21 protein-coding genes and 1 riboswitch are annotated in these 20154 nt (G+C 41.5%); of the genes, 7 read left to right on the top strand and 14 right to left on the bottom strand.

The genetic code is table 11. The features are described from left to right. Positions 1–278: 278 nt before the first annotated feature. Together AC0VZ9_RS05790 and AC0VZ9_RS05785 are read right to left on the bottom strand one after the other, a co-directional pair. Entirely contained in the window at positions 279–1421 is a 1143-nt protein-coding gene (locus tag AC0VZ9_RS05790; protein ID WP_475397130.1) for an acyl-CoA dehydrogenase family protein, read from the bottom strand. A gap of 144 nt (positions 1422–1565) precedes the next feature. Next, entirely contained in the window at positions 1566–1949 is a 384-nt protein-coding gene (locus AC0VZ9_RS05785) for an OsmC family protein (RefSeq protein WP_009335734.1), read from the bottom strand. 160 nt (positions 1950–2109) lie between these two features. On the opposite strand from AC0VZ9_RS05785, the gene AC0VZ9_RS05780 reads away from it, so the two are divergent. Further along, positions 2110–3288, top strand: coding sequence for an MFS transporter (locus tag AC0VZ9_RS05780; protein ID WP_009335733.1), 1179 nt, complete (start codon positions 2110–2112; stop codon positions 3286–3288). Positions 3289–3628: 340 nt separating this feature from the next. Continuing rightward, on the top strand, positions 3629–5551 hold the full coding sequence (locus tag AC0VZ9_RS05775; RefSeq protein ID WP_251267341.1) for a heavy metal translocating P-type ATPase: 1923 nt from the start codon (positions 3629–3631) through the stop codon (positions 5549–5551). Between the two features lie 407 nt (positions 5552–5958). On the opposite strand, the gene AC0VZ9_RS05770 is transcribed toward AC0VZ9_RS05775, so the two are convergent. Both AC0VZ9_RS05770 and AC0VZ9_RS05765 read right to left on the bottom strand, forming a co-directional pair. Next, complete coding sequence (locus AC0VZ9_RS05770) at positions 5959–6783, bottom strand: YihY/virulence factor BrkB family protein (RefSeq protein WP_475397129.1); 825 nt, start codon at positions 6781–6783, stop codon at positions 5959–5961. Positions 6784–6802: 19 nt separating this feature from the next. Continuing rightward, positions 6803–7183 carry a YtxH domain-containing protein gene (locus AC0VZ9_RS05765; protein ID WP_009334895.1) on the bottom strand — a complete coding sequence of 127 codons (381 nt, stop codon included), beginning with the start codon at positions 7181–7183 and terminating at the stop codon, positions 6803–6805. Positions 7184–7432: 249 nt separating this feature from the next. Between AC0VZ9_RS05765 and AC0VZ9_RS05760 the strand changes: the two genes are divergently transcribed. Then, positions 7433–7663 carry a DUF1128 domain-containing protein gene (locus AC0VZ9_RS05760; RefSeq protein WP_009334896.1) on the top strand — a complete coding sequence of 77 codons (231 nt, stop codon included), beginning with the start codon at positions 7433–7435 and terminating at the stop codon, positions 7661–7663. A 296-nt stretch (positions 7664–7959) separates the two neighbouring features. Here AC0VZ9_RS05760 and AC0VZ9_RS05755 read toward each other — a convergent pair whose 3' ends face one another. From AC0VZ9_RS05755 to AC0VZ9_RS05740, 4 genes are all read right to left on the bottom strand, one after another. Beyond that, the gene (locus AC0VZ9_RS05755) at positions 7960–8475 is read right to left on the bottom strand and encodes a type 1 glutamine amidotransferase domain-containing protein (protein ID WP_251156859.1); all 516 of its coding nucleotides are present in this window, start codon (positions 8473–8475) and stop codon (positions 7960–7962) included. An 83-nt stretch (positions 8476–8558) separates the two neighbouring features. Next, the gene (gene treR, locus AC0VZ9_RS05750) at positions 8559–9308 is read right to left on the bottom strand and encodes a trehalose operon repressor (RefSeq protein ID WP_009334898.1); all 750 of its coding nucleotides are present in this window, start codon (positions 9306–9308) and stop codon (positions 8559–8561) included. Positions 9309–9347: 39 nt separating this feature from the next. Beyond that, positions 9348–10337, bottom strand: coding sequence for a class I SAM-dependent methyltransferase (locus AC0VZ9_RS05745; protein ID WP_475397128.1), 990 nt, complete (start codon positions 10335–10337; stop codon positions 9348–9350). Beyond that, on the bottom strand, positions 10334–11635 hold the full coding sequence (locus AC0VZ9_RS05740) for an FAD-dependent oxidoreductase (RefSeq protein ID WP_475397127.1): 1302 nt from the start codon (positions 11633–11635) through the stop codon (positions 10334–10336). Before AC0VZ9_RS05740 ends, AC0VZ9_RS05745 begins: the two co-directional genes overlap by 4 nt. A gap of 227 nt (positions 11636–11862) precedes the next feature. Between AC0VZ9_RS05740 and mnmH the strand changes: the two genes are divergently transcribed. Continuing rightward, positions 11863–12921 (top strand): tRNA 2-selenouridine(34) synthase MnmH, encoded by a 1059-nt coding sequence (mnmH, locus tag AC0VZ9_RS05735; RefSeq protein WP_009334901.1) that lies wholly within the window; start codon positions 11863–11865, stop codon positions 12919–12921. Positions 12922–13101: 180 nt separating this feature from the next. Then, complete coding sequence (locus tag AC0VZ9_RS05730) at positions 13102–13425, top strand: helix-turn-helix domain-containing protein (RefSeq protein ID WP_048010430.1); 324 nt, start codon at positions 13102–13104, stop codon at positions 13423–13425. 327 nt (positions 13426–13752) lie between these two features. Here the strand turns inward: AC0VZ9_RS05730 and AC0VZ9_RS05725 are convergent, their stop codons facing one another. From AC0VZ9_RS05725 to tapA, 5 genes are all read right to left on the bottom strand, one after another. Further along, on the bottom strand, positions 13753–13899 hold the full coding sequence (locus tag AC0VZ9_RS05725) for an anti-repressor SinI family protein (RefSeq protein WP_019382411.1): 147 nt from the start codon (positions 13897–13899) through the stop codon (positions 13753–13755). A gap of 30 nt (positions 13900–13929) precedes the next feature. Then, positions 13930–14018: riboswitch (cyclic di-GMP riboswitch) on the bottom strand. An 894-nt stretch (positions 14019–14912) separates the two neighbouring features. Further along, entirely contained in the window at positions 14913–15626 is a 714-nt protein-coding gene (locus tag AC0VZ9_RS05720; RefSeq protein ID WP_475397126.1) for an LPXTG cell wall anchor domain-containing protein, read from the bottom strand. A 66-nt stretch (positions 15627–15692) separates the two neighbouring features. Then, positions 15693–16286 carry a CalY family protein gene (locus AC0VZ9_RS05715; RefSeq protein ID WP_475397125.1) on the bottom strand — a complete coding sequence of 198 codons (594 nt, stop codon included), beginning with the start codon at positions 16284–16286 and terminating at the stop codon, positions 15693–15695. 85 nt (positions 16287–16371) lie between these two features. After that, on the bottom strand, positions 16372–16950 hold the full coding sequence (gene sipW, locus AC0VZ9_RS05710; RefSeq protein WP_475397124.1) for a signal peptidase I SipW: 579 nt from the start codon (positions 16948–16950) through the stop codon (positions 16372–16374). A 1-nt stretch (position 16951) separates the two neighbouring features. Beyond that, complete coding sequence (gene tapA / locus AC0VZ9_RS05705; RefSeq protein ID WP_475397494.1) at positions 16952–17791, bottom strand: amyloid fiber anchoring/assembly protein TapA; 840 nt, start codon at positions 17789–17791, stop codon at positions 16952–16954. A 273-nt stretch (positions 17792–18064) separates the two neighbouring features. Between tapA and AC0VZ9_RS05700 the strand changes: the two genes are divergently transcribed. After that, the gene (locus AC0VZ9_RS05700) at positions 18065–18406 is read left to right on the top strand and encodes a helix-turn-helix domain-containing protein (RefSeq protein WP_019382417.1); all 342 of its coding nucleotides are present in this window, start codon (positions 18065–18067) and stop codon (positions 18404–18406) included. Further along, positions 18407–19018, top strand: coding sequence for a class D sortase (locus AC0VZ9_RS05695; RefSeq protein ID WP_475397123.1), 612 nt, complete (start codon positions 18407–18409; stop codon positions 19016–19018). It begins immediately after the preceding gene. Between the two features lie 214 nt (positions 19019–19232). On the opposite strand, the gene AC0VZ9_RS05690 is transcribed toward AC0VZ9_RS05695, so the two are convergent. Then, positions 19233–20144 carry a pseudouridine-5'-phosphate glycosidase gene (locus AC0VZ9_RS05690; protein ID WP_019382419.1) on the bottom strand — a complete coding sequence of 304 codons (912 nt, stop codon included), beginning with the start codon at positions 20142–20144 and terminating at the stop codon, positions 19233–19235. Positions 20145–20154: the final 10 nt, after the last annotated feature.

Below are 20154 nucleotides of genomic sequence, written 5' to 3'. Positions count from 1 at the left end.
GAACATAGGGCAACTTCGGACACAATTCACGATTTCCCCTCTTTTTCTGTCCGAACATAGGGCGACTTCGGACTCAATCCACGGTTTTTCCTCTTCTTTTGTCTGAACTCGGGGCGACTTCGGACTCAGTCCACGATATTTCTTCTCCTCCTGTCCGAACTTAACCGCTAATTCAGACTTGAAGACAACAAAATACCCCAATCACCAGGCGATTGGGGCTACAATGAAATAAGTTTTTTAAATAATAACTAAAGCTGCTAAGAGAGCAGCCTTCCGGGTTACTTTATAGCTTTTTTTGCTAAGGCCAGAATGGTCATATCATCCATTGGCGGATTATGCAGGCCGGCACGCACATCCCTGTAATATCGCTGCAGAGGATTTTTTGCTGATAAACTGCGGGCACCTGCCACACGCATGGCCAAATCGACTACTGCTATGGCTGCGTTTGTTACAGCCAGCTTGACTGCTCCCAATTCAGGCTGCATCCTGCTTCTGGCTTCATCGTTTGCTTCATCCCATTTCTTTGCAACTGAATAGAGAAAATGGCGTGCTCTCATGAGTTCAAGCTCCATCTCGCCAATTTTTTGCTGAACATTTGGCAAATCAATGATTGCACCACTAATGCTGTTCGGGGAATAATTTTTGGCAAAGGTAATGGCATAATCTTGAGCCGCTTGTGCAATGCCTAAATAACAGGCCGGTATATGGAGAAGCCAGCCAGCCGCTCCTTTTTTTCCAGGCTGAAACAGCTCGACTAGCGCGTCCTGCTTCACTCTTACATTTTTTAAAAGAAGATCATGGCTCCCCGTTCCTCTCATGGCAATGCTGTCCCATGTTTCCTCTATTTCCAAGCCTTCGGAACTTCTCGGAATTAAAAAGTTTCCTATTTCCCCGCTTTCTTCAATCGTGGCGCTCACATTGAAGTAATCAAGCACAGGGGCCATGGTTGTAAAGCTTTTCCGGCCATTAATGATCCAAAAATCCTCTTCTTTTCTGGCAGAGGTAATTGGCTTTCCTCCCCTTGTAGGGCTGCCCGTCTGAGGTTCTGATGCACAGTTATTCATTAAAGCCCCCTTTTTTACTTCTTCACATAAAGCCCTAAATACGGATTCATCCCAGTTGTTTTTCTCGCCCAGGCTTTTGATAATGCCCATATGCCAGCCAATGGATAAGGCTGTGGAGCCATCTCCTTCAGCAATCTTTTCCTGGAGACGCAGAAATTCAGAAAGGGAGATTTCCTTTCCTCCATATCGTCTGGGGACTGTTAATGATGTATATCCCGATTCTTTAAGTTCTTTTATATTTTCAAAGGGGAAAAGACCCTCTTCATCATTTTTGCCAGCTCTTGATAAAAACGTTTCCGAGAGTTTTTCCATGAGCTGGATTCTTGCTTCGGCTGTATGTAAGTCTTGGAATTTCATTGCGGGGCACCTCACTTCTAATTTTCAATTCTTATTATTTTTATAGGAATTATTATACTATTTTTCAGTTACCCTTCACAAAGATACTGATGAAAAGCTTGCCTATAAAAAAAAGAAAGAGGCATCCTCTTCCTTGTTTGCGTTTTAAATAAGTTCAAATGTCTCTTCTATTTCAATGCTTCCTTCCACTGAGCGCACCATTGAACAATTTTTTCTAGTCAATTCCAATGCTTTGTGAAGTTTCGCTTCATTTAAGTCAGTTCCTTTTATGATGAAATGAATATGTACTTTCTCTACACGGTCAGCGACTTCAGGATTTCTTTCCACATTGGTTTTTATTTCGATGTCTTCGAATTCCATGCGCATTTTTTTCATGATTTTCCTCAATACACCCCCGCTGCACACAGCCAGCGAAGCGACAAGCAGCTGGTACGGTCTGAAGCCATGCTCTTCATCCCCAGCAACATCCAGGCGTCCAAATGGCAAATCGGTATAAAAGCCTGCTTCTTCCTTCATTTTAAATTCCATGGTATTCGCCCCTTTTTATCTTATTAATATTAGAGATTACACTATTTTATCTACAAACAAAAATATTATGACCAGCAACTTTCTCTTGCCAAGATTCTCTATTCCCGATACCATCATTTAGGAGACATTTATATTTCACGTCAGAAAATGAGGTTTTAATATGAATAAAGAAACAATGCGTTTTTGGATTCTCATCAGCATTGTGGCCATTTCAGGTTTCAGCCAGGGAATGCTGCTTCCTTTAATTGCAATTATTTTTGAAAATGACGGCATTTCCTCCAGCTTGAATGGTTTGAATGCAACAGGTTTATACATTGGGATCCTGCTCATCTCTCCTTTTATGGAATATCCATTGCGCAAATACGGCTACAAGCCTGTTATCATCCTTGGAGGTTTATTAGTGGTGGTATCTCTCATCCTGTTTCCTCTCTGGAAATCATTTTGGTTTTGGTTCATTCTCCGGCTTTTAATCGGAATTGGCGACCATGCCCTGCACTTTGGCACACAGACATGGATCACATCCTTCTCACCTGAAAACAAGCGCGGCCGGAATATTTCATTATATGGACTTTTCTTCGGGGTGGGTTTTGCAGTAGGTCCATTAATGGCTCCGCTTGTCAAAATTAATGAAACCATGCCGTTTGTCCTTTCTTCCATACTATGTCTAATCGCCTGGCTGTTCTTATTTACATTGAAAAATGACTTCCCTGAACAGGCCATTGAAATCAACTCATTCAGGGAAACAATGAAACGTTTTTCAAAAGCCACAAAATATGGATGGGTTGCCTTCTTGCCTGCACTCGGCTATGGGTTCCTTGAAGCCTCCTTGAACGGCAGCTTCCCTATTTACGGCCTGCGCATAGGACTTGAGGTTTCAAGTGTTTCCCTTCTGCTCACTTCATTTGCAATCGGCGGAATCATATTCCAGCTTCCTTTAGGGATCATGAGTGATAAATTCGGCAGACGCAACGTATTAATGAGTGTTCTTTTTATCGGGTTTATCAGCTTCATCGCCGCAAGCATGCTCGAAGAATTGGTCTTTGCTCTAACAGTTTGCTTATTCATTGCCGGTATGGCAGTCGGATCAACCTTTTCACTTGGCATCACCTATATGGCAGACTTAATGCCTAAAAACCTGCTTCCAACCGGCAATCTCCTATGCGGAGTAGCATTTAGCATTGGCAGCCTGATTGGCCCCTATTTCGGCGGCCTTTTCATTGAATTATTCAAATCCATAAGCTTCTTCAATATTATCAGTGTCATGCTTTTGATTATCTTTGGTGCAGTCACATTGTTTGGGAATAAACAGCAGGTATTGGAAAAGAGCCAGTCATTCTAAGCATTGTAAAGCAGTTTAATATTGGTGCGGGGTTTTTAAAATTGGAGCGGAAAGCAAGTACCCGCAGCGGAAATCGAAGTGCAAAATTCATAAGCTAAATAAATTTATTTAATTTTTATAGAGACCGTTTAACTTTCCTTTTCATAGGCTATATAGTAATATAAGTGTAATAGAATACAATATTTGCATAATGCTAGCTGCATTACCTGATATTACTGGATTTTAACGCTGTCACCTAATTGGTGGCAGCTTTCGTCGTTTTTTAGGGGTATTGAATGTGATTATTCTTCTCAATAAGACAACTGAAAAAACTTTAAATTCATTTTTAGGAGGACAAACGATGAGTATGGAGGCAAAGGCTTTGCTTAAAAGCAGCACTGCATCTGAAGAAAATCTTTTAGAAAAAATTAAACCACATGCTGAACTGATTGCCGCTCTTCTAAGCGGTGTATTGATTCTGGCAGGCTGGTTATTAGACCGAAGCAATATGGAGGCTGCATCGATTGCCGCTTACCTGCTTGCTTTCATTATAGGCGGCTTTGCGAAAGCAAAAGAAGGTATTGAAGAGACCATTGAGAATAAAGAACTGAATGTTGAAATGCTGATGATTTTTGCTGCGATCGGGTCAGCCATTATCGGGTATTGGACAGAAGGTGCAATCCTGATATTCATCTTCGCCGTCAGCGGCGCTTTAGAAACATACACCATGAACAAGAGCCATAAAGAAATCTCTTCCCTCATGGAACTTCAGCCGGAAGAAGCCTTGAGGATCATAGATGGGGCCGAGGAACGTGTGCATGTTTCTGAGCTGAAGATTGGGGATTTAATCCTGGTGAAACCAGGTGAACGTGTTCCATCAGATGGAACGATTGTAAAAGGCCATTCATCATTGGACGAGGCAGCCATCACGGGTGAATCACTGCCAGTTTCCAAAGGTGCAGATGACCAGGTATTTGCCGGTACTGTGAATCTGAACGGATCGATTACCGTTGAAATAACAAAACCAAATAATGAAACTCTTTTTCAAAAAATCATTGAGCTGGTCCAATCTGCCCAAAGCGAGAAATCTCCTTCACAGCTTTTCATTGAAAAGTTTGAAGGAACCTATGTCAAAGTGGTTTTGGCTGTTGTCGTTTTAATGATGTTTGCTCCTCACTTTCTTTTAGGATGGAGCTGGACAGAAACCTTTTATCGGGCAATGATTCTGCTTGTCGTCGCTTCACCTTGTGCCCTGGTTGCATCGATCATGCCGGCAACCTTATCCGCTATTTCGAATGGTGCGAAACACGGCATTCTGTTTAAAGGAGGCGTGCACCTCGAAAACTTAAGCCATCTTAAGGCAATCGCCTTTGATAAAACCGGCACCCTGACAAAAGGAAAACCGGAAGTTACCGATGTAATAGTCAAGGATGGTCTTTCCAGGGAAGATCTGCTTTTAAAGGTAGCTTCCATTGAGAGTCATTCAAACCACCCGCTTGCAAATGCCATAGTCAAATATGCTAAAGAAACACTATCAGAATTCCTTGTTCGTCCGGAAAGCATTGAAGATGTTACCGGATTTGGAGTCAAAGCCAAAGTTGATCAAGATGAATGGAAAATCGGCAAAGCCTCTTTTGTCGGTAAAACAGAGGCCAAGGCATTTGCAGAAGCTGCTGCCGATCGAATGGCAAGTGAAGGAAAGACTGTTGTGTTTGTACAGAAAAATGATGAAGTAATCGGCCTTATTTCCCTCAAGGATGTTGTCCGCGAAGAGACGAAGCAGGCAATAGACCTATTGAAGCAGCAAGGGATTTACACCATCATGCTTACTGGAGACAGCCAGACCACGGCCGCAGCGATTGCCAGCGAAAGCCATGTGAATGAGCATATTGCCGAATGCCTGCCTGAAAACAAAGTGGAGCATTTAAAAAAGCTCAAAGAAAAATACAGCAATGTCGCCATGGTCGGTGACGGAATAAACGATGCCCCTGCCCTTGCAACGGCAAATGTCGGAATTGCCATGGGCGAAGGAACGGATGTAGCGCTTGAAACAGCTGATGTTGTCTTAATGAAAAATGACCTGCCAAAAATTGCGGAAGCCATTGAACTTTCAAGCCGAATGAATCGCATTATCAAACAAAATGTCATCTTTTCTATAACGGTCATTATGTTTTTAATTGCATCCAACTTCCTGCAGATACTTGACCTTCCTTATGGAGTAATCGGCCATGAAGGGTCTACCATTTTAGTTATTTTAAACAGCCTGAGGTTATTGAGATCATAAGAAAAAAGCCTGGGAACTCAGTTTCCCAGGCTTTTATTATGTCTGGCGCAAGCAGCCTGCCCCCTCGAGTTCACAAACCAATCCTGCCATATAGGCAAAGGACGACTTTCAGGCTCGTCTTGTGCTTGGGGCCCCCAGGATGGGGGTCATGCAGACGTTGCCACAGGTCGTGGTGTCCTTAGTCTGCGGTCCTACGTGGTAAGGCGCTTACGCCTTTCTTTTTAATGGTAGCCGTTCTGCCCGTTAGCAGATCCGGATGTTTTTTGTTTAGGTTTATTTTTGCCTTTTTGCTTTGTGCCGCCGTCTTTTTTCGTGTGTTTTGTCATTTCGATGCCCTCCTGAAAATTCATTTTCCCCCATTACTATTGTGCTACGGAGAGAATGTTTTTAAGAAGGAAACTTTTTCATCAGCAATCCTCTTTATTGATCTTAGAATTGATGGCATTGATTTCCCCGCCAAGAATGATAATAATGCCGGATATGTAAAACCAGATCATAAGCACGATAATGGCCCCAATGCTTCCATATGTCGCGGAAAAATTGCCGAAGCTGCTGACATAGTATGAAAAGGCAAGTGATGACAGCACCCATCCGGCTGTTGCAAAAATGGCACCAGGTACAACACTTATACACCTTAATTTTTTATTGGGGGCAATCCAGTATAACCCTGTAAACACCACAAAAAGAATGAATGGACTCACTAACCAGCGGACCATATTCCATATCGCCAGAAATTGGCCTGACAAACCAAATTCCGAAGAAATAAACAAACCAATCTGTCTTCCGAAAACAGGAAGGAGCAGAGCCAGAACAAACACAAAAATCATGGCAAACGTAAGTAATATCGCCATCCCGCGTGCAATAATAAAATGACGGGTTTCTTTTACGTCATACGCCTTATTAAAAGCCTTCACCACGGCATTGATTCCATTTGAAGCTGACCAGAGCGTAGCGATGATCCCAAAGGAAAGAAGCTTTCCATTTCTTTGCGTAATTTCATAGATATTGCTTTCAATGAGCTTCATGGTCTCTCCTGGTGCAAAATCCCGAACAACATTTAAGATATCCTGCTGTGTGATCGGCAAATAAGGAACGAGTGTGACCAAGAAAATTAGCAGTGGAAAAAGAGAGAGGAGAAAGAAATACGCCAATTGGGCTGCAAGTCCAAACACGTCATCTTCTTCTACTCTCCTCCATAAGTTTGGAATCAGAGCCGAAAAAGTTCGTCCCATTCCAACACCTCACTTGTTTTTAATGCGGAATCTGAACTGAATCGTCAGCAGATTTTTCCGGCAGTTCACTTGATCCCTTCAGCTTAATATCTGAAAAGGCCTGCTTTGTATTCTGGACAATCTGTGTTACTTCCGGTGCCATTTCTCTTATTTCTTCCACTGTTCCAGTAATAAAAGCGACGTCTTCACTTACCTGGTCAATCGCTGTTTTGACCTTGTTGGAAACATCCTTCACCTGATTAACTGCTTCACTTGGGTGCTTTAAGTAATAGCCGACATTGCTGGACGTTTTCCGGCAATTGTCAAAAACGGTTTCCCTTGTAGATTTGTCAAGAAGGCTTAGCGCACCGCCTGCAAGTGCTCCATATAGTACGCCTTTCCAAAACAATGATTTCCCCATATTTTATTCTCCTTTAGCAAAATTATTATATGAAAATTTGATTCAATTTTTCCCTTTTTTCCGGCTGACGAAACCTGACTCGTCCATTTCTTGTATTATCTTATGTGATTTGTACAAACTTCTCCTTTATTTTCTACTAATTTCCATGGTACATGCAAGCCTAATTTATATTGACAATTTATTGAGAACATGGAAAGATGAAAAGAATACGAAGATTCGTGAATACATAGTGATGAGAGGGTGTTGGGAATGAATAATTTGTCAGAGAAATCGGTTGAGAATGTGGAGTTTATGATTGAGGCTATTAAGGAAAAGCTGAAGGTTTTAAACTTAGGTGCTATAAAGCCTTCCCACTTTGATGAGGAAATGTATGAGGAATTGAAGGATATTTATGATCTTGTTATGAAGAAGGATTCTTTTAGCCCGAATGAAATGCAGGCTTTGGTGGAAGAGCTGGGGAGTTTGAGGAAGAATAAATAATTATTGGAGCAGCCTATTGATGGCTGCTTTTTTGATGGGTTGTACCCTTTAAACATAATGTGCAGCTGTTGATATGGGTGCTGATTTCCGCTGCAGGCACTCGCTTTCCACGGGGCTACCGGGAGCCTCCTCGGCGTGACCGCCTGCGGGGTCTCTCCTGGTTCGCTACTCCCGTAGGAGTCTCGTACCTTTCGCTCCAATCAGCACAGTTATTTAACAATTATACGGAATCAAAACCCATATTAAGTGTATATATTAAGCCCTCTACCAACTAAGGCAGAGGGCTGTCAATTTTATTAACCTAACAACTTAAGCGATTCACGTGTAAATGCCGGAATATCATCTGGCTGTCGGCTTGTTACTAACTGGTTTTGGCAGACGACGACTTCTGAGTCCTGGAATTTGGCTCCTGCGTATTCCATGTCGACTTGGATGGATTTGTAGCCGGTTGCGTCGCGGCCTTCGAGTGTTTTAGCTGTGAGCAATAGCTGTGGTCCGTGGCAGATGGCGAATACTGGTTTCTTTTCGTCCATGAAGGATTTTGTAAATTGAACAAATCGGTCATCGGCACGAAGCTGGTCCGGTGAGAATCCGCCTGGCAGGAATAGTGCATCAAAGTCCTGCGGATTTACGTTATCAATACTTTGATCTATTTGAACAGTGGCTTCGCCCTGTTTTCCTTTAACAGATTTGCCTTGTTCCTTTTCAATTGTCACAACTTCATGGCCGGCTTCTTTAAATGCTTGGGCAGGTTCCGTGTATTCACTATCTTCGAACATCTCGGTAATTAAGCATGCGATTTTTTTACTCATTTATAACATCTCCTTTGAAAAATCTTCACATAAGGAGATTTCCCTGAATGGACAATCTTAAACGTAAAAAGGCATATTCACCTTTAAAATACCTGGCTGTCCATTCTTCTGGCAAAGTCAACAAACCTGAATTTGTCGGGTCTGTGCCTGGATTCTGTGTATTGAAAAAGGGTGGCATCGTCAAAGTAGATATAATTTTTCACCACGACAATGGCATGGAACCCTTCCATATCAAGGAGCCTGCGGTCTTCAGCAGTTGGTTCTTCCACAGTAAATTCCTTTTTGGCAAAACTGATTTTTTTTCCGAGTTCGCCCTCAATGTAGGCAAAAATAGAGCTCTGGCATATTTCTTTGTTCAAGCCCGGGACATATTTCTCAATTAAAAAATCCTTGTCCAAAATAATCCGCTCATCTTCAATCTTCCGGACACGATACACTTTCCATACCTTTTCACTTTTATCAATATGGAGATGCTTCATCTTTTCTGCATCAGGCTGAATAAGTGAAAATTCGTCCACAATCGTTTCGGCACGCTGACCCATCTTCCCGGCCAGCTCTTTAAAGCTGACCAGACCCGATATGGGGAACTGAAGCTTTTTTAAATCAAGGACCAGCGAGCCTTTCCCGCGGATTTTCTGGATAAAGCCGTTTTGTGCAAGCAAATTCAACGCTTTTCGGATGGTTTCCCTTGAAGTGGAATACATCTCCGTCAATTCATGTTCAGATGGCAGAATGGATCTGGCGGGATACTTGCCTTCCTGAATTTGCTGGGCAAGCTCCTCATAAATCACTAGGTATTTATTATTTCTCATTTCAATCACCATTTCAGTCATGTTTTACACCATTCTACCATTTATCTAGCTTGCTTTCATTTACCTGTTGGACAGCTGGATAAAATACCATCCGCCTTCGGTTACGACCGGCTTGAAGGTTTTTACTTTCAGCTTCAGCTCTTTAGCGATTTGATGTATATCCTCCTCGGTCGGGGTTGGATAGAGATTTTCAAATGCAGAGAAGAAGCTGTTAAAAACACTTGAAAACTCTTCCCCTTTTTTCGAATGAAGAATGGGCGTGATAATAGTTATGGATCCTTTTCGGCTAAGCCAGCCTTTCAAGCGGGATAGCAGCTGCTTGCGATCCTCCGGCTGGATATAGTGCAGTAAGTTATTGACCATAATTAAATCAGCCTGATGCTCAGGTGAGTATTCATGGACATCCGCTGTGATAATTTTAATGTTGGGAATATCTTTGCAATTGGTTCTGGCGGAATCTGCCACCTCTTCATTCATTTCAATGCCTGCCAGTTTTGCCTGCGGGAACTTTTTGCTGATTCTGCTTAAATAGCCGCCTTCCCCGCAGCCAATGTCGATGATCCTTTCCATTTTGTTTTTCTTAATGGTTTTCATCAGACGCGGCAATGCAAGCTGTTCAAGCAGTGACGAGGTTCTCGCTACGGTAGGTCCATGCTCTTCATGGTCAAAAGTGTTTTTCTTATTGGAACGGAGCAGTTCTGGATAAGAGAGTAAAGTCGGGATATGCAATTCCATCATTTCCTTCAGGATGATTCCTGTAGATCGGGGGTTTTTCGGCGTGGATGGAAGACTGAATTTAGATGCTGTCTTAATTTTATCCTTCCCTTTCTTTTTCAAATGACGGATCGAAAGCCCCACCTCCACCCACCTTAAAAGCAGCTCCTCCTGAAGATTTCTGCTTGATGCCACCTCTTTTACCGTTTTCCAGCTTCGGAACTGGGAAAAAAGGTCAAGCTCGAAGCCTACGTATGCGTGCCAGCTATATAAAAACGGCTGGTTCTTTTTCATCCAATTTCGTGCTTTTAGTAATCTCACATATTCATTTATCATGGCTGTTCAACCTTCTTCCAGGGATAGTCATCTTTTTCTGTATAAAAGTAATCGCTTTTAACGGCAGCTGATAATTCTGTTCTTCTTGCCGGCAGCATTCCTGCCTGAATCAATCGATCCCACAGGCTCTCTGACCAATATCCAAGGCCTGAAATATTCAGCATTTGCTTATATTGCAATGTTTTATCTCTTTCAATCTGCTTCAGGCCATTGCGGCGTATTCCAGTAATAACCCGGTTGGAATAGGAATAGGCTATGGCCGATAAATGGCTGAGGCTGATCATTTTTTCAGCGCGGGGCTTCCGGACTTTTTCATACCATTTAAGCTTGTCCGGCGAAATTCTTCCGCTCGCATACATCTCTGCAAGCAATTCACCAAGCACATCCGCATCCTGAATCGCCATATTCATCCCTTCACCTGCCATGGGGTGGACCGTATGGGCTGCATCCCCCAAGATAGCGAGTCTTCCATCCACATATTTATCTGCATAAAAGGCTGTCGGAATCATCAGCTGAATATCCTTCCAATTTTCCAGCCTGGTCACATACCCCTCCAATTCCGGAAAAAGCTCTAAATAGTTTTTATGGAAATGGTGAATTCCTTTTTTGAGATGTTCCTTATAAGTGCCCTCCGGAATTAAATAGACAGACCGTACTTTCGCATCCGGCAGCGGAAATAATCCGAGAAACCGTTCACCCTTAGAAATGATCTTCCCTTCCTCCAATGATTGAGGCCGGGGGAACGTGACAGTTAAAAATTGATGATTGTACTCAATCTTCTTAATCTTGCTATTCATTACTTTTCTTGTAATGGAATTCCTTCCCTCAGCACCTATAAAAAAGTCAGCCTTCACCGTCAGCTTCTCCTTTAAATCCTTCCGCTCAACCATTAATTCGCCATTTTCATAGCCTTTTGCCAGGGTCCCTGACAAGTAATGAAAGTTTGGATATTGAAGCGCCTGTTTGAGGAGGATTCCTTTCAGCCTTTCATGCTCGATCATGAGTGAGTATTTATAATCTCCCGGCAGAATGCTGTAATCCATGGCAAACTCTTTTTCCCCTTCCTCAAACGCAATTCGGGAAAATGAAAAGCCATTCTCGCGGATTACATCCAAAGCATCAAGCCGCTTAAAAATTTTCAGGCTCTTCGGCTGCAGGAGTTCTCCCTTATAAACGGAAGATGGGGCATCCAGTTTCTCCAGAACGAGGACATCAATATTGGCTTGGGCCAGCTTCAATCCAAGCGTCAAGCCGCCAATCCCTCCGCCCACAATTGCAACCTCTGTATTCAAGGACATGTTTCCACCACCTTTGCCTTTTATTTAACCTCCTTTTTAAAAAGCAAAACCAATGGATATGCTGATATTACAATGTCTGGAAAAAATTATTAGAACAAACTTTTGAAAATAGGAGTATGATTGTGGGAGACACCTATATTTTCAAAATCCTGTATAATAGAGAGAGTAAAATCAATTAACGTTCCTTTTCGGACGATATATAGCATTATTTTTTGGAGGCAATAATAATGAGAGAAATAGCAGTCGAACAATATATCCAAATGGACAACGCAGTTCCGGTCGATGTCAGGTCTCCAATTGAATTTGAGGAGTGCAGCATTCCCGGTGCTGTCAATGTTCCGCTTTTCACCAATGAAGAGCGTGTGGAAATCGGAACACTATATAAGAGAGAAGGTTCTGATGCGGCTAAGTGGAGAGCGATGGAAATCGTTTCACCTAAAATTCCGTCCATGATGCAGAAGATCAGAGACCTGAAAAATGATGGCTTACAGCCTGTCATTTACTGCTGGCGCGGCGGCATGCGCAGTAAAGCGGTCACTACATTTATAACGTATGCAGGCGTTTCAATCCCCCGTTTAATTGGGGGCTATAGAGCGTACCGTCAATATATTCTTGAAAACACGGCAGACTTGATTCCTGAAAAAGCAGTTGTTCTGCACGGAATGACCGGCGTCGGGAAAACGGATGTGCTGAAGGTATTAAGCGAAAAAGGATATCCTGTTATTGACCTTGAAGAAATGGCAGGACATCGCGGTTCAATCTTCGGATCCTTTGGCATGGGAGACGGCAGTACCCAGAAAACATTTGATGCACTATTGTATCAAGCCCTTTCTGAGGTTAAAGGTTCCCCTTATATTATTATGGAAGCTGAAAGCAAGCGAATAGGAAAGGCTGTTCAGCCGGACGAGCTTCTTGATACCAAAAAAACTGGTATTCATATTGATATGTTTGCAAGCATGGAGTCCCGTGTGCAGCGTATCCTCCGTGACTATGTGGAACCTTATCAAAGAGAAGAATGGTTCAAGCCGAAAGTGGATGAAAGCCTTGTGTTTATTAAAAAACGTCTGAAAGATACTGAAATCCGCGAGCAGCTGGATGAATCAGCTGAAGCAGAAAACTACGAGCTATTTATCAAGCTTTTATTAGAACACTATTACGATCCGCGCTATGCTTTTAAACAGCATGACTATGAAGGCCAATTCCACCACGTAAATGCGGATGATGTGGAAGCAGCTGCACAGCAAATTATTCACATTATTGAAAACCAAAATGCTCCCGTCCTCTGACGCGGAGCATTACTTTTTGCGAGCGACAAAAGATTTATTTTTATAAAACACAGATAACTAACTATTTAAATCGGTTGACACTGTGGTATGATGGTAATAATATTGAACAAATCGTTCTTAATATGGAACTAGATATATGATATAATCCTATTACATACAAAATAAGGTGTGTGGTATACGATGATCGGTGATCGTGTAAAAAAACTTCGCCAGGAAAAGAAAATGTCCTTATCCGAGCTTGCGGACCAGGCCGGTGTGGCAAAATCATATTTAAGCTCGCTTGAGCGCAACCTGCAAACTAATCCATCGATTCAATTTCTTGAGAAAATCGCAGGTGTTCTGAATGTTCCCGTGGACCATCTGATCCATGAGCAGATCAACAAGGAAGACCTCGATTCAGAATGGATGAAAATTGTGAAGGAAGCGATGGAGTCTGGTGTTTCTAAGGAGCAATTTCGGGAGTTTTTGGATTTTAATAAGTGGAGAAGCGGACAAAAATCATAGATGCAATGAGCCTGAAGGTACAGGCTTATTTTTTTTGCAAAATTAGGATCCTTTCTCATAGTGTGTTGTTTTTGCTTAGTATTCTGCCCGTTGATTTCCGCTGCGGGAACTTGCTTTCCGCGGGGAGGAACGGGAGCCTCCCCGGCTTTGCCTGCGGGGTCTCCCGCTCCCTCTCCTCCCGCAGGAGTCAAGTCCCCTCCGCTCCAATCAACTCAGTAAATTAAATCAATTTATTAAATAGCAACAAACTTTACGAAAACAGCCAAAATAAAAAGCATTTCCGTATATAGAGATACCTCTAACAGAAATACTTAGCAATACCGGATATTAGGCTTCCATCAGAAGCTCTTTGGCTTTGTTATTATGTAAAAACTCTCTAATTTCTTCCTTTTGCAGGCCTAAGTTCTTAGCTTCCATAATTAACTGCAGCCACTCCAAATCAATTCCTTCGACCTTTACATTTTGCTCCGTCAAAATTCTTCCCCCCAGGATACGTATCGTATTCCAGGCAACCCAGCCATCGTAGTATTTTTCAATACCTTAGACCCGTGACTTTGCGTCCTCATTTTTCAATGAGTTTGCCTTTTTCTGCGCCTATCGACTCAAAGAAATATTTTCCATAGATGTATTCTACTATGGCCGTATTGCTAACGTTGTCAGATTTTGTAATTTTTATTAATTATTTTAATATTAAATTAATTTGATTTTCGACAAATTTCTAATTGATCTAGGTTCTTTTGATTACCTGTACCCCTCATCTTTTAAAGGAAGTTGTTATTAATGGTCGAACTCTTTTTTGAGTAGTATGAAAGTCCGATTCTTTTTCTGTAATTTTTGCTGATTTGTTTTATTGAATAGGTATGCGGACTTTTACATTTTTTAAAGGTTGTGTGGACTGGTTCGAGGGTCATAGCCTCCAAAAAGTTTTCATTCGTTAGATTGGTGTGGCAGATCGGGCATAGCCAGTCTCCCGATTCACTGCTGCTATATGAAGGTTTGTGGCATTTATGGCAGTTCTTTCGGTACATTTACAGCCCCCTCTCTTGACTAAGAATGGTATTTTCACTCTATTGGTTATTAAGATAGAGCTTCATAAATCCATAAAACATGAAGTACCAATATTAAGGAATAAAGATAAGCTGCACCTTTTGCCAATACCTTTACTTTAGTTTACGGCGGAAAATTAATTGAAGTTGACAGCAGGATTAAAAAGCCTGAAAGAACAGCTTTAAGAGAAAGAAATAATATAGGTTCCATAGTATATAGAACATCCATTATTGGATTCATTCTTCAATTAGCGAAAGTTTAACTCCAAAGAACGTCAAGAGACCATCCAGTAGATTAATGAAGGCAAGATACAGTAGAATTTTTTTCATAAGTTCACCGCTTAATGAGTAGCTTTTTGATTATATTCATTAACTGCTTAAATAAGTTCTAAACACGAATAAAAATTAAGGCCTTAAAGAATCAGTTCCTCAGGCCTTAATCTAAGTTTCACTCCGCAGCCTTCTATAACGCCATAATAAAATTACGCTTCCGGCACCTAAAAATAGTGCACCGATAAGTAATAAATTATAATTATTAGTTGCGGTATTTGGGAGTTTATTAACCTTCTCTGGAATTACCGTTGCATCTGTGGATGGTGGTGAATTATTAGTTCCCCCTCCAGAATTATTATTATCTCCTGATCCGGGAGTCTCGTTGCCGGTTCCGGGATCACCTGTTGCTTCGGCAAGAAAAATGATTTCAACCTCTGCAGCGGAATTTTGAAAATCATTTCCTAAATGTTCTGGCATTGTTACTTGGAAAAATAAAGTTTCTTCTGTCCCTTTCGCTAATTCTCTGGGGGAGAAGCCTTTAAAATCTTTAAGCCTTCCTTCGTAAAGTATCTTTGTATCTTTTTTAACCTCAAGTTCTAATTCCTCAAAAAGTCCTTTAATAGACTTCGATTTTCCGATGTTAGAAGTATATTTAAAATCTTGATTGCCATCATTTTTAATTGTTATATTTCGGGGCATCCAGTCCCCTGGTTTTAAATTATCTACTTCAAATAGGTACCTATTTAAGTTCTCTAAGTTCGTATTAATATCAATATCATTGTCCACTGCTATTGCCGTTCCGTTTCCAAAAACAATAAAAAAAACAATGCTACATATAAAAAATATTTTTATAGGTTTTGCCAGCAAACTTTTAACTTTCATGGCATTCCCTCACAACGATAGATTTAACAAAAGGCGGGAATGATTCCCACCTTTTGCGAAAGTCATTTATTTTGCAACTCCAGCGCCTTGTTCAGCGTTGAAAGTCCATTTAAGTGATAGAGAGTCACCTTGGAACACATTTTGATCTTCATCGTTTTCTACAAACTCATATTGTACATAAAGAGTATCATCTGTGCCAGCAGCCAACTTACCACCTCTCTCCGCCAACCATGCCCCAAAGATATTTCCTTCAATTACATCTGGCTTCATTGACTTTAACTCAGAAAGAGTTGTTGAAAAGATAGGAGTATCTAGTTTGTCAGCGTTGAATAAGAAATTCACTCTAATATGGTCACCAAAATCTTCACCATTGTTATTTCCTGCTCCTGTTACAGTATATTCAGTATCAAGATTAATTGCTGCAATATCCAATGTTCCATTGTTAACAAGTTTAAAAGAACGGAGCATCGTATCCCCTGGTTTAATATTTTCAACATCAATAATTGTTGTTGGATTTGCATTTAAATCCAAAGTACCAGCTGCAAAGGTTCCGTTAGTTTCTGCACTGTCACTAAAGTATGCAAATGTTCCCCCACCAACTAATGAAATACCTAATGCTGCAGATGCAATTCCCATACCTAACTTTTTCTTAAGATTCATAATAAAGCTTCCTCCTCTTACCCCTTTTTGGGTATGTATAATTTTATATATTGACCCCTGTATTATTACAGGGAGTACAACCAAATTAAGCAGTTTTTTCTTCTGAATCCGCTTTGCTGCTTTTAGGGTCAATTTCTCTTATAGCCTGGAAGATGCTGAATGCTGCATATCCTAGAAGCAGTAACCCTGGACCAATAAGCAAAATCGCACTTCCTTCTTTCGATTGAGCAAAATCTATAAAATATCCCACATAAGGAATGGTGAAACCAGTATAAACAGCTCTTACATTTTCAGATAGCACAGGTTCCATGTCTGCAGTTTTGTTGTTATCTCCCTTTGTTTCATACATGACATGATCTCCGCTGCTGCTGACACCGATTACGCGGTGAGTAATTAATTTTTCTTCGCTTGCCTGGAATGTAATGACATCATCTTTCTTAAGAGACTTTCTTTCTTCAGAGCTAAGAGGCTTTACTGCAATAACAGACCCAGTTTGGAAGGCAGGCTCCATAGAGCCTGATAACACTGTCTTAAGCTGATATCCAAAGGCCTGCGGCTCTCCTCCTGATGCTTTGGAGGAGACCACTAGGAAGGCCATTAATATTAAATTAATGAATAGAACCGCTGTTATAATGTTGCTTATCATTTTCAATGCTTTTTTCAAGCTATTCACCTGCCTCATTTGTGCTTTCTTCAGAATTAACAGGAGCTTCTGAAGACTTAGCCTTGGTATCTTCCGGCTTTGATTCTTCTTTTGGTTTCTCTTGTGGCTTTTCTTCAACTTTAGGCTGTTCTACCTTCTGCTCTTCTTTTGGTTCTTCTGCTGGCTTTTGCTCAGGCTTCTCTTGAGGTTTATCTTTCGTTGGTTCAGCTGCTTCTTTGCCTGTTTCCTCTGTCTTATTGCTTACCTGTTCCTTGGCAGTCTCTTCTGTTACATCTGCCTTTTGTTCCGTTTTTTCTTCTTCCACATTGTCAGTCTCACCTGCATCTATGCTTACTGTTATAGCTTCACTCCACAGCTCCCCATTTCCAGGATGATCTTTGTGCTGATAGGCTTTAAACATATAGGATCCACTTTGCTGAGGAATAAAAGAAACTTCTATTATTTTTCCTTCTTTAATAGGAGCAAATGTCAGCACTTCACCAACAGGCTTTCCTTTCTTGGGGTTCCCTTTCTCAATGTAATAAATTTCATATGTTCCATTCGTTTTCATATCTGACCCTGTGTTTTGAATGGTTGCATATATCTTCTGCCCATCATACTTTTGTCCAACGAATTTTAGAGAGCTGCAATCCCATTCCCCATGCTTCTCACCTTTAGAGCACCCTGGCTCTTCTGTCTCCCAGGTACCGGCTTGAATGGTCCCATTTACTGTGTCCCTATCACTAAAATAGGCATTCGTCTGCCCAGTCAAAGTTGCCGACATCCCAATAAGCAGATACCAGGCAGCCACAAACTTAAATGCAAGCAATAGGATCTTATTCTTCTTCCCAAATTTTCTAATCCGTTTGTATCGTATAAGAACCCCCTCCTAGTGAGTTGATGTTCTTTGTTTTTGTTCGTTTCGTTCTTTTTATCGAACCGATAAGTCGAGTATAGTCCATCCGTCTTATTTTGAGAAATTCCAAATTCAGCCGAATTTTCGTTTTAAAGAACGATTTTCGTTCTTTTTCTAAGAATATCTCGAGAATTCTCACTATTTTGTATTTTTTATTGAACAATTTGTTCGTTATAATGAAAATGTCTTTACATTTTATGATAAGGGAGTATTATGCCTATGATAGGTAGCCGGATTAAAACCTTAAGAATCAAGAAAGGATACTCAATTAATGAGCTTTCTGAAAAAGCGGAGGTATCCAAATCGTACCTAAGCTATATTGAGAGAGGCATACAGGAGAACCCTTCATTGCAGGTTTTATCGCGAATCGCCAGGACACTGGATGCTAATCTTGAGGATCTGCTGGAAGAGAATAGAGAAGATATTACAGACTTGTCTAAGCTGGATGAGGAGTGGGTTTCCCTTGTCAAAGAAGCAATCAGGCAGGGAATTACGAAAGAGGATTTCGCTTATTATCTGGACTTTATTAAATTTAAGAAGTTGAATGGAGGTAATTCTTAATTGAAGTTTAAAAGCCGTTTGCTGCTATTAGCTGCCTCCTTCTTTATCTTAATCGGAGGCGGATTGGTCCTGTTCTCGCTGCAGGAAATGTACGCTCAAGAGAAGAAAACAAAGGATTCTTTAGCCCAGGCACAAGAAGGAGTTCAGAACGAAGTAAACAAAGAAAGTAAAAGTGTTCTCCTAACAGAACAGCCAATAGATATATCCTTTGAGCAGGGTGAAGCTATTGGCATCTTAAAAATCCCCCGTTTAAAAGCAGAACTTCCCATTATAGAAGGAACAGATGAGGATGAGCTGGAAAAAGGGGTTGGCCACTACTCCACAACTGTACTTCCAGGGCAGCCCGATCAGATTTTATTATCAGGGCATCGGGATACGGTCTTTCGAAGACTCGGCGAACTTGAAATCGGTGATATTTTTGAAGTCAGCATGCCATATGGTAAATTTACATATGAAATTACCGATTCTAAGATTGTTGATGCAGACGATACCACTGTGATCCGCTCCACCGCTCCTAACGAAATTCTCACTGTTTCCACCTGCTACCCCTTCTCATATGTGGGCAATGCACCATCCCGGTATATCCTGAATGCCAAAAGAATACAAAATTAAGAGGCACATTCCAAAGGAAGTGCCCTTTTTACTGCATATAGACAAACACCCTTCCCCCATATAAGACCCTGTACATATCATCTAATATATGGGTTCCAGAAGGGACAGATCCTGATGATCAATTTCTTAAGATTACTATTATATTTAGCCATCATCATCACAGCTATCATTCTATCAGTATAAAAAGCCAGACTCCCTAAGTCTGGCTTTCCCCTTACTTATTCAAACTAACAGCAATCTTAGAGCCCACTTCCGCATTATGCTTCACCAATGCAATGTTCGCTGTCAAGCTTCTTCCTTCTGTTAACTCCTTCACTTTACCTAGTAGGAATGGCGTTACTTTTTTGCCTGCGATATTGTTTTCTTTTGCTTCTTTAAGAGCAGTTTCAATAACATTTGTGATGAACGCTTCTTCCAGCGCATCTTTTTCAGGGATTGGGTTGGCAATGACAACGCCGCCTTTTAGGCCCAGTTCCCATTTTGTGCGGATCATTTCGGCTGCTTCTTCTGCATTATCCACCCGGTAGTTCACGCTGAACGGACTTGTGCGTGTATAAAAGGCAGGCAATACATCTGTTTCAAATCCAACGACCGGAACGCCGTGGGTTTCTAGATATTCGAGCGTTAACCCGATATCCAGGATGGATTTTGCACCTGCACAGATAACAGCAACATTGGTCATCGCAAGCTCCTGAAGGTCAGCCGAGATGTCCATTGTGGTTTCAGCTTCGCGGTGAACTCCGCCAATTCCGCCTGTTACAAACACTTCAATGCCGGCAAGCTCTGCACAGATCATGGTGGCTGCTACAGTTGTCGCACCATTTTTCTTTTTCGCTACCAAATATGGAAGGTCACGGCGGCTTGCTTTTTCCACGTCCTTGCTTTGGGCCAGGAACTCCAGCTCCTCATCTGACAGACCGATTTTAATTTTTCCGTTTAAAATGGCGATCGTTGCAGGGACAGCACCGTTTTTGCGGATGATTTCCTCTACCTCTTTTGCCGTCTGAACATTTTGCGGGTATGGCATTCCATGTGAAATGATTGTGGACTCAAGGGCAACAACCGGTTTATTTGCTTTCTTTGCTTCTAACACTTCTTCTGAGTACTCAAGCCATTTTTCTAACATGATGTCACTT

This window comes from Cytobacillus sp. QJM3NY_8 (assembly GCF_056173585.1).
The sequence above is the reverse complement of the archived record's forward strand: the minus strand, read 5'-3'. Positions and strand labels throughout refer to the sequence as shown.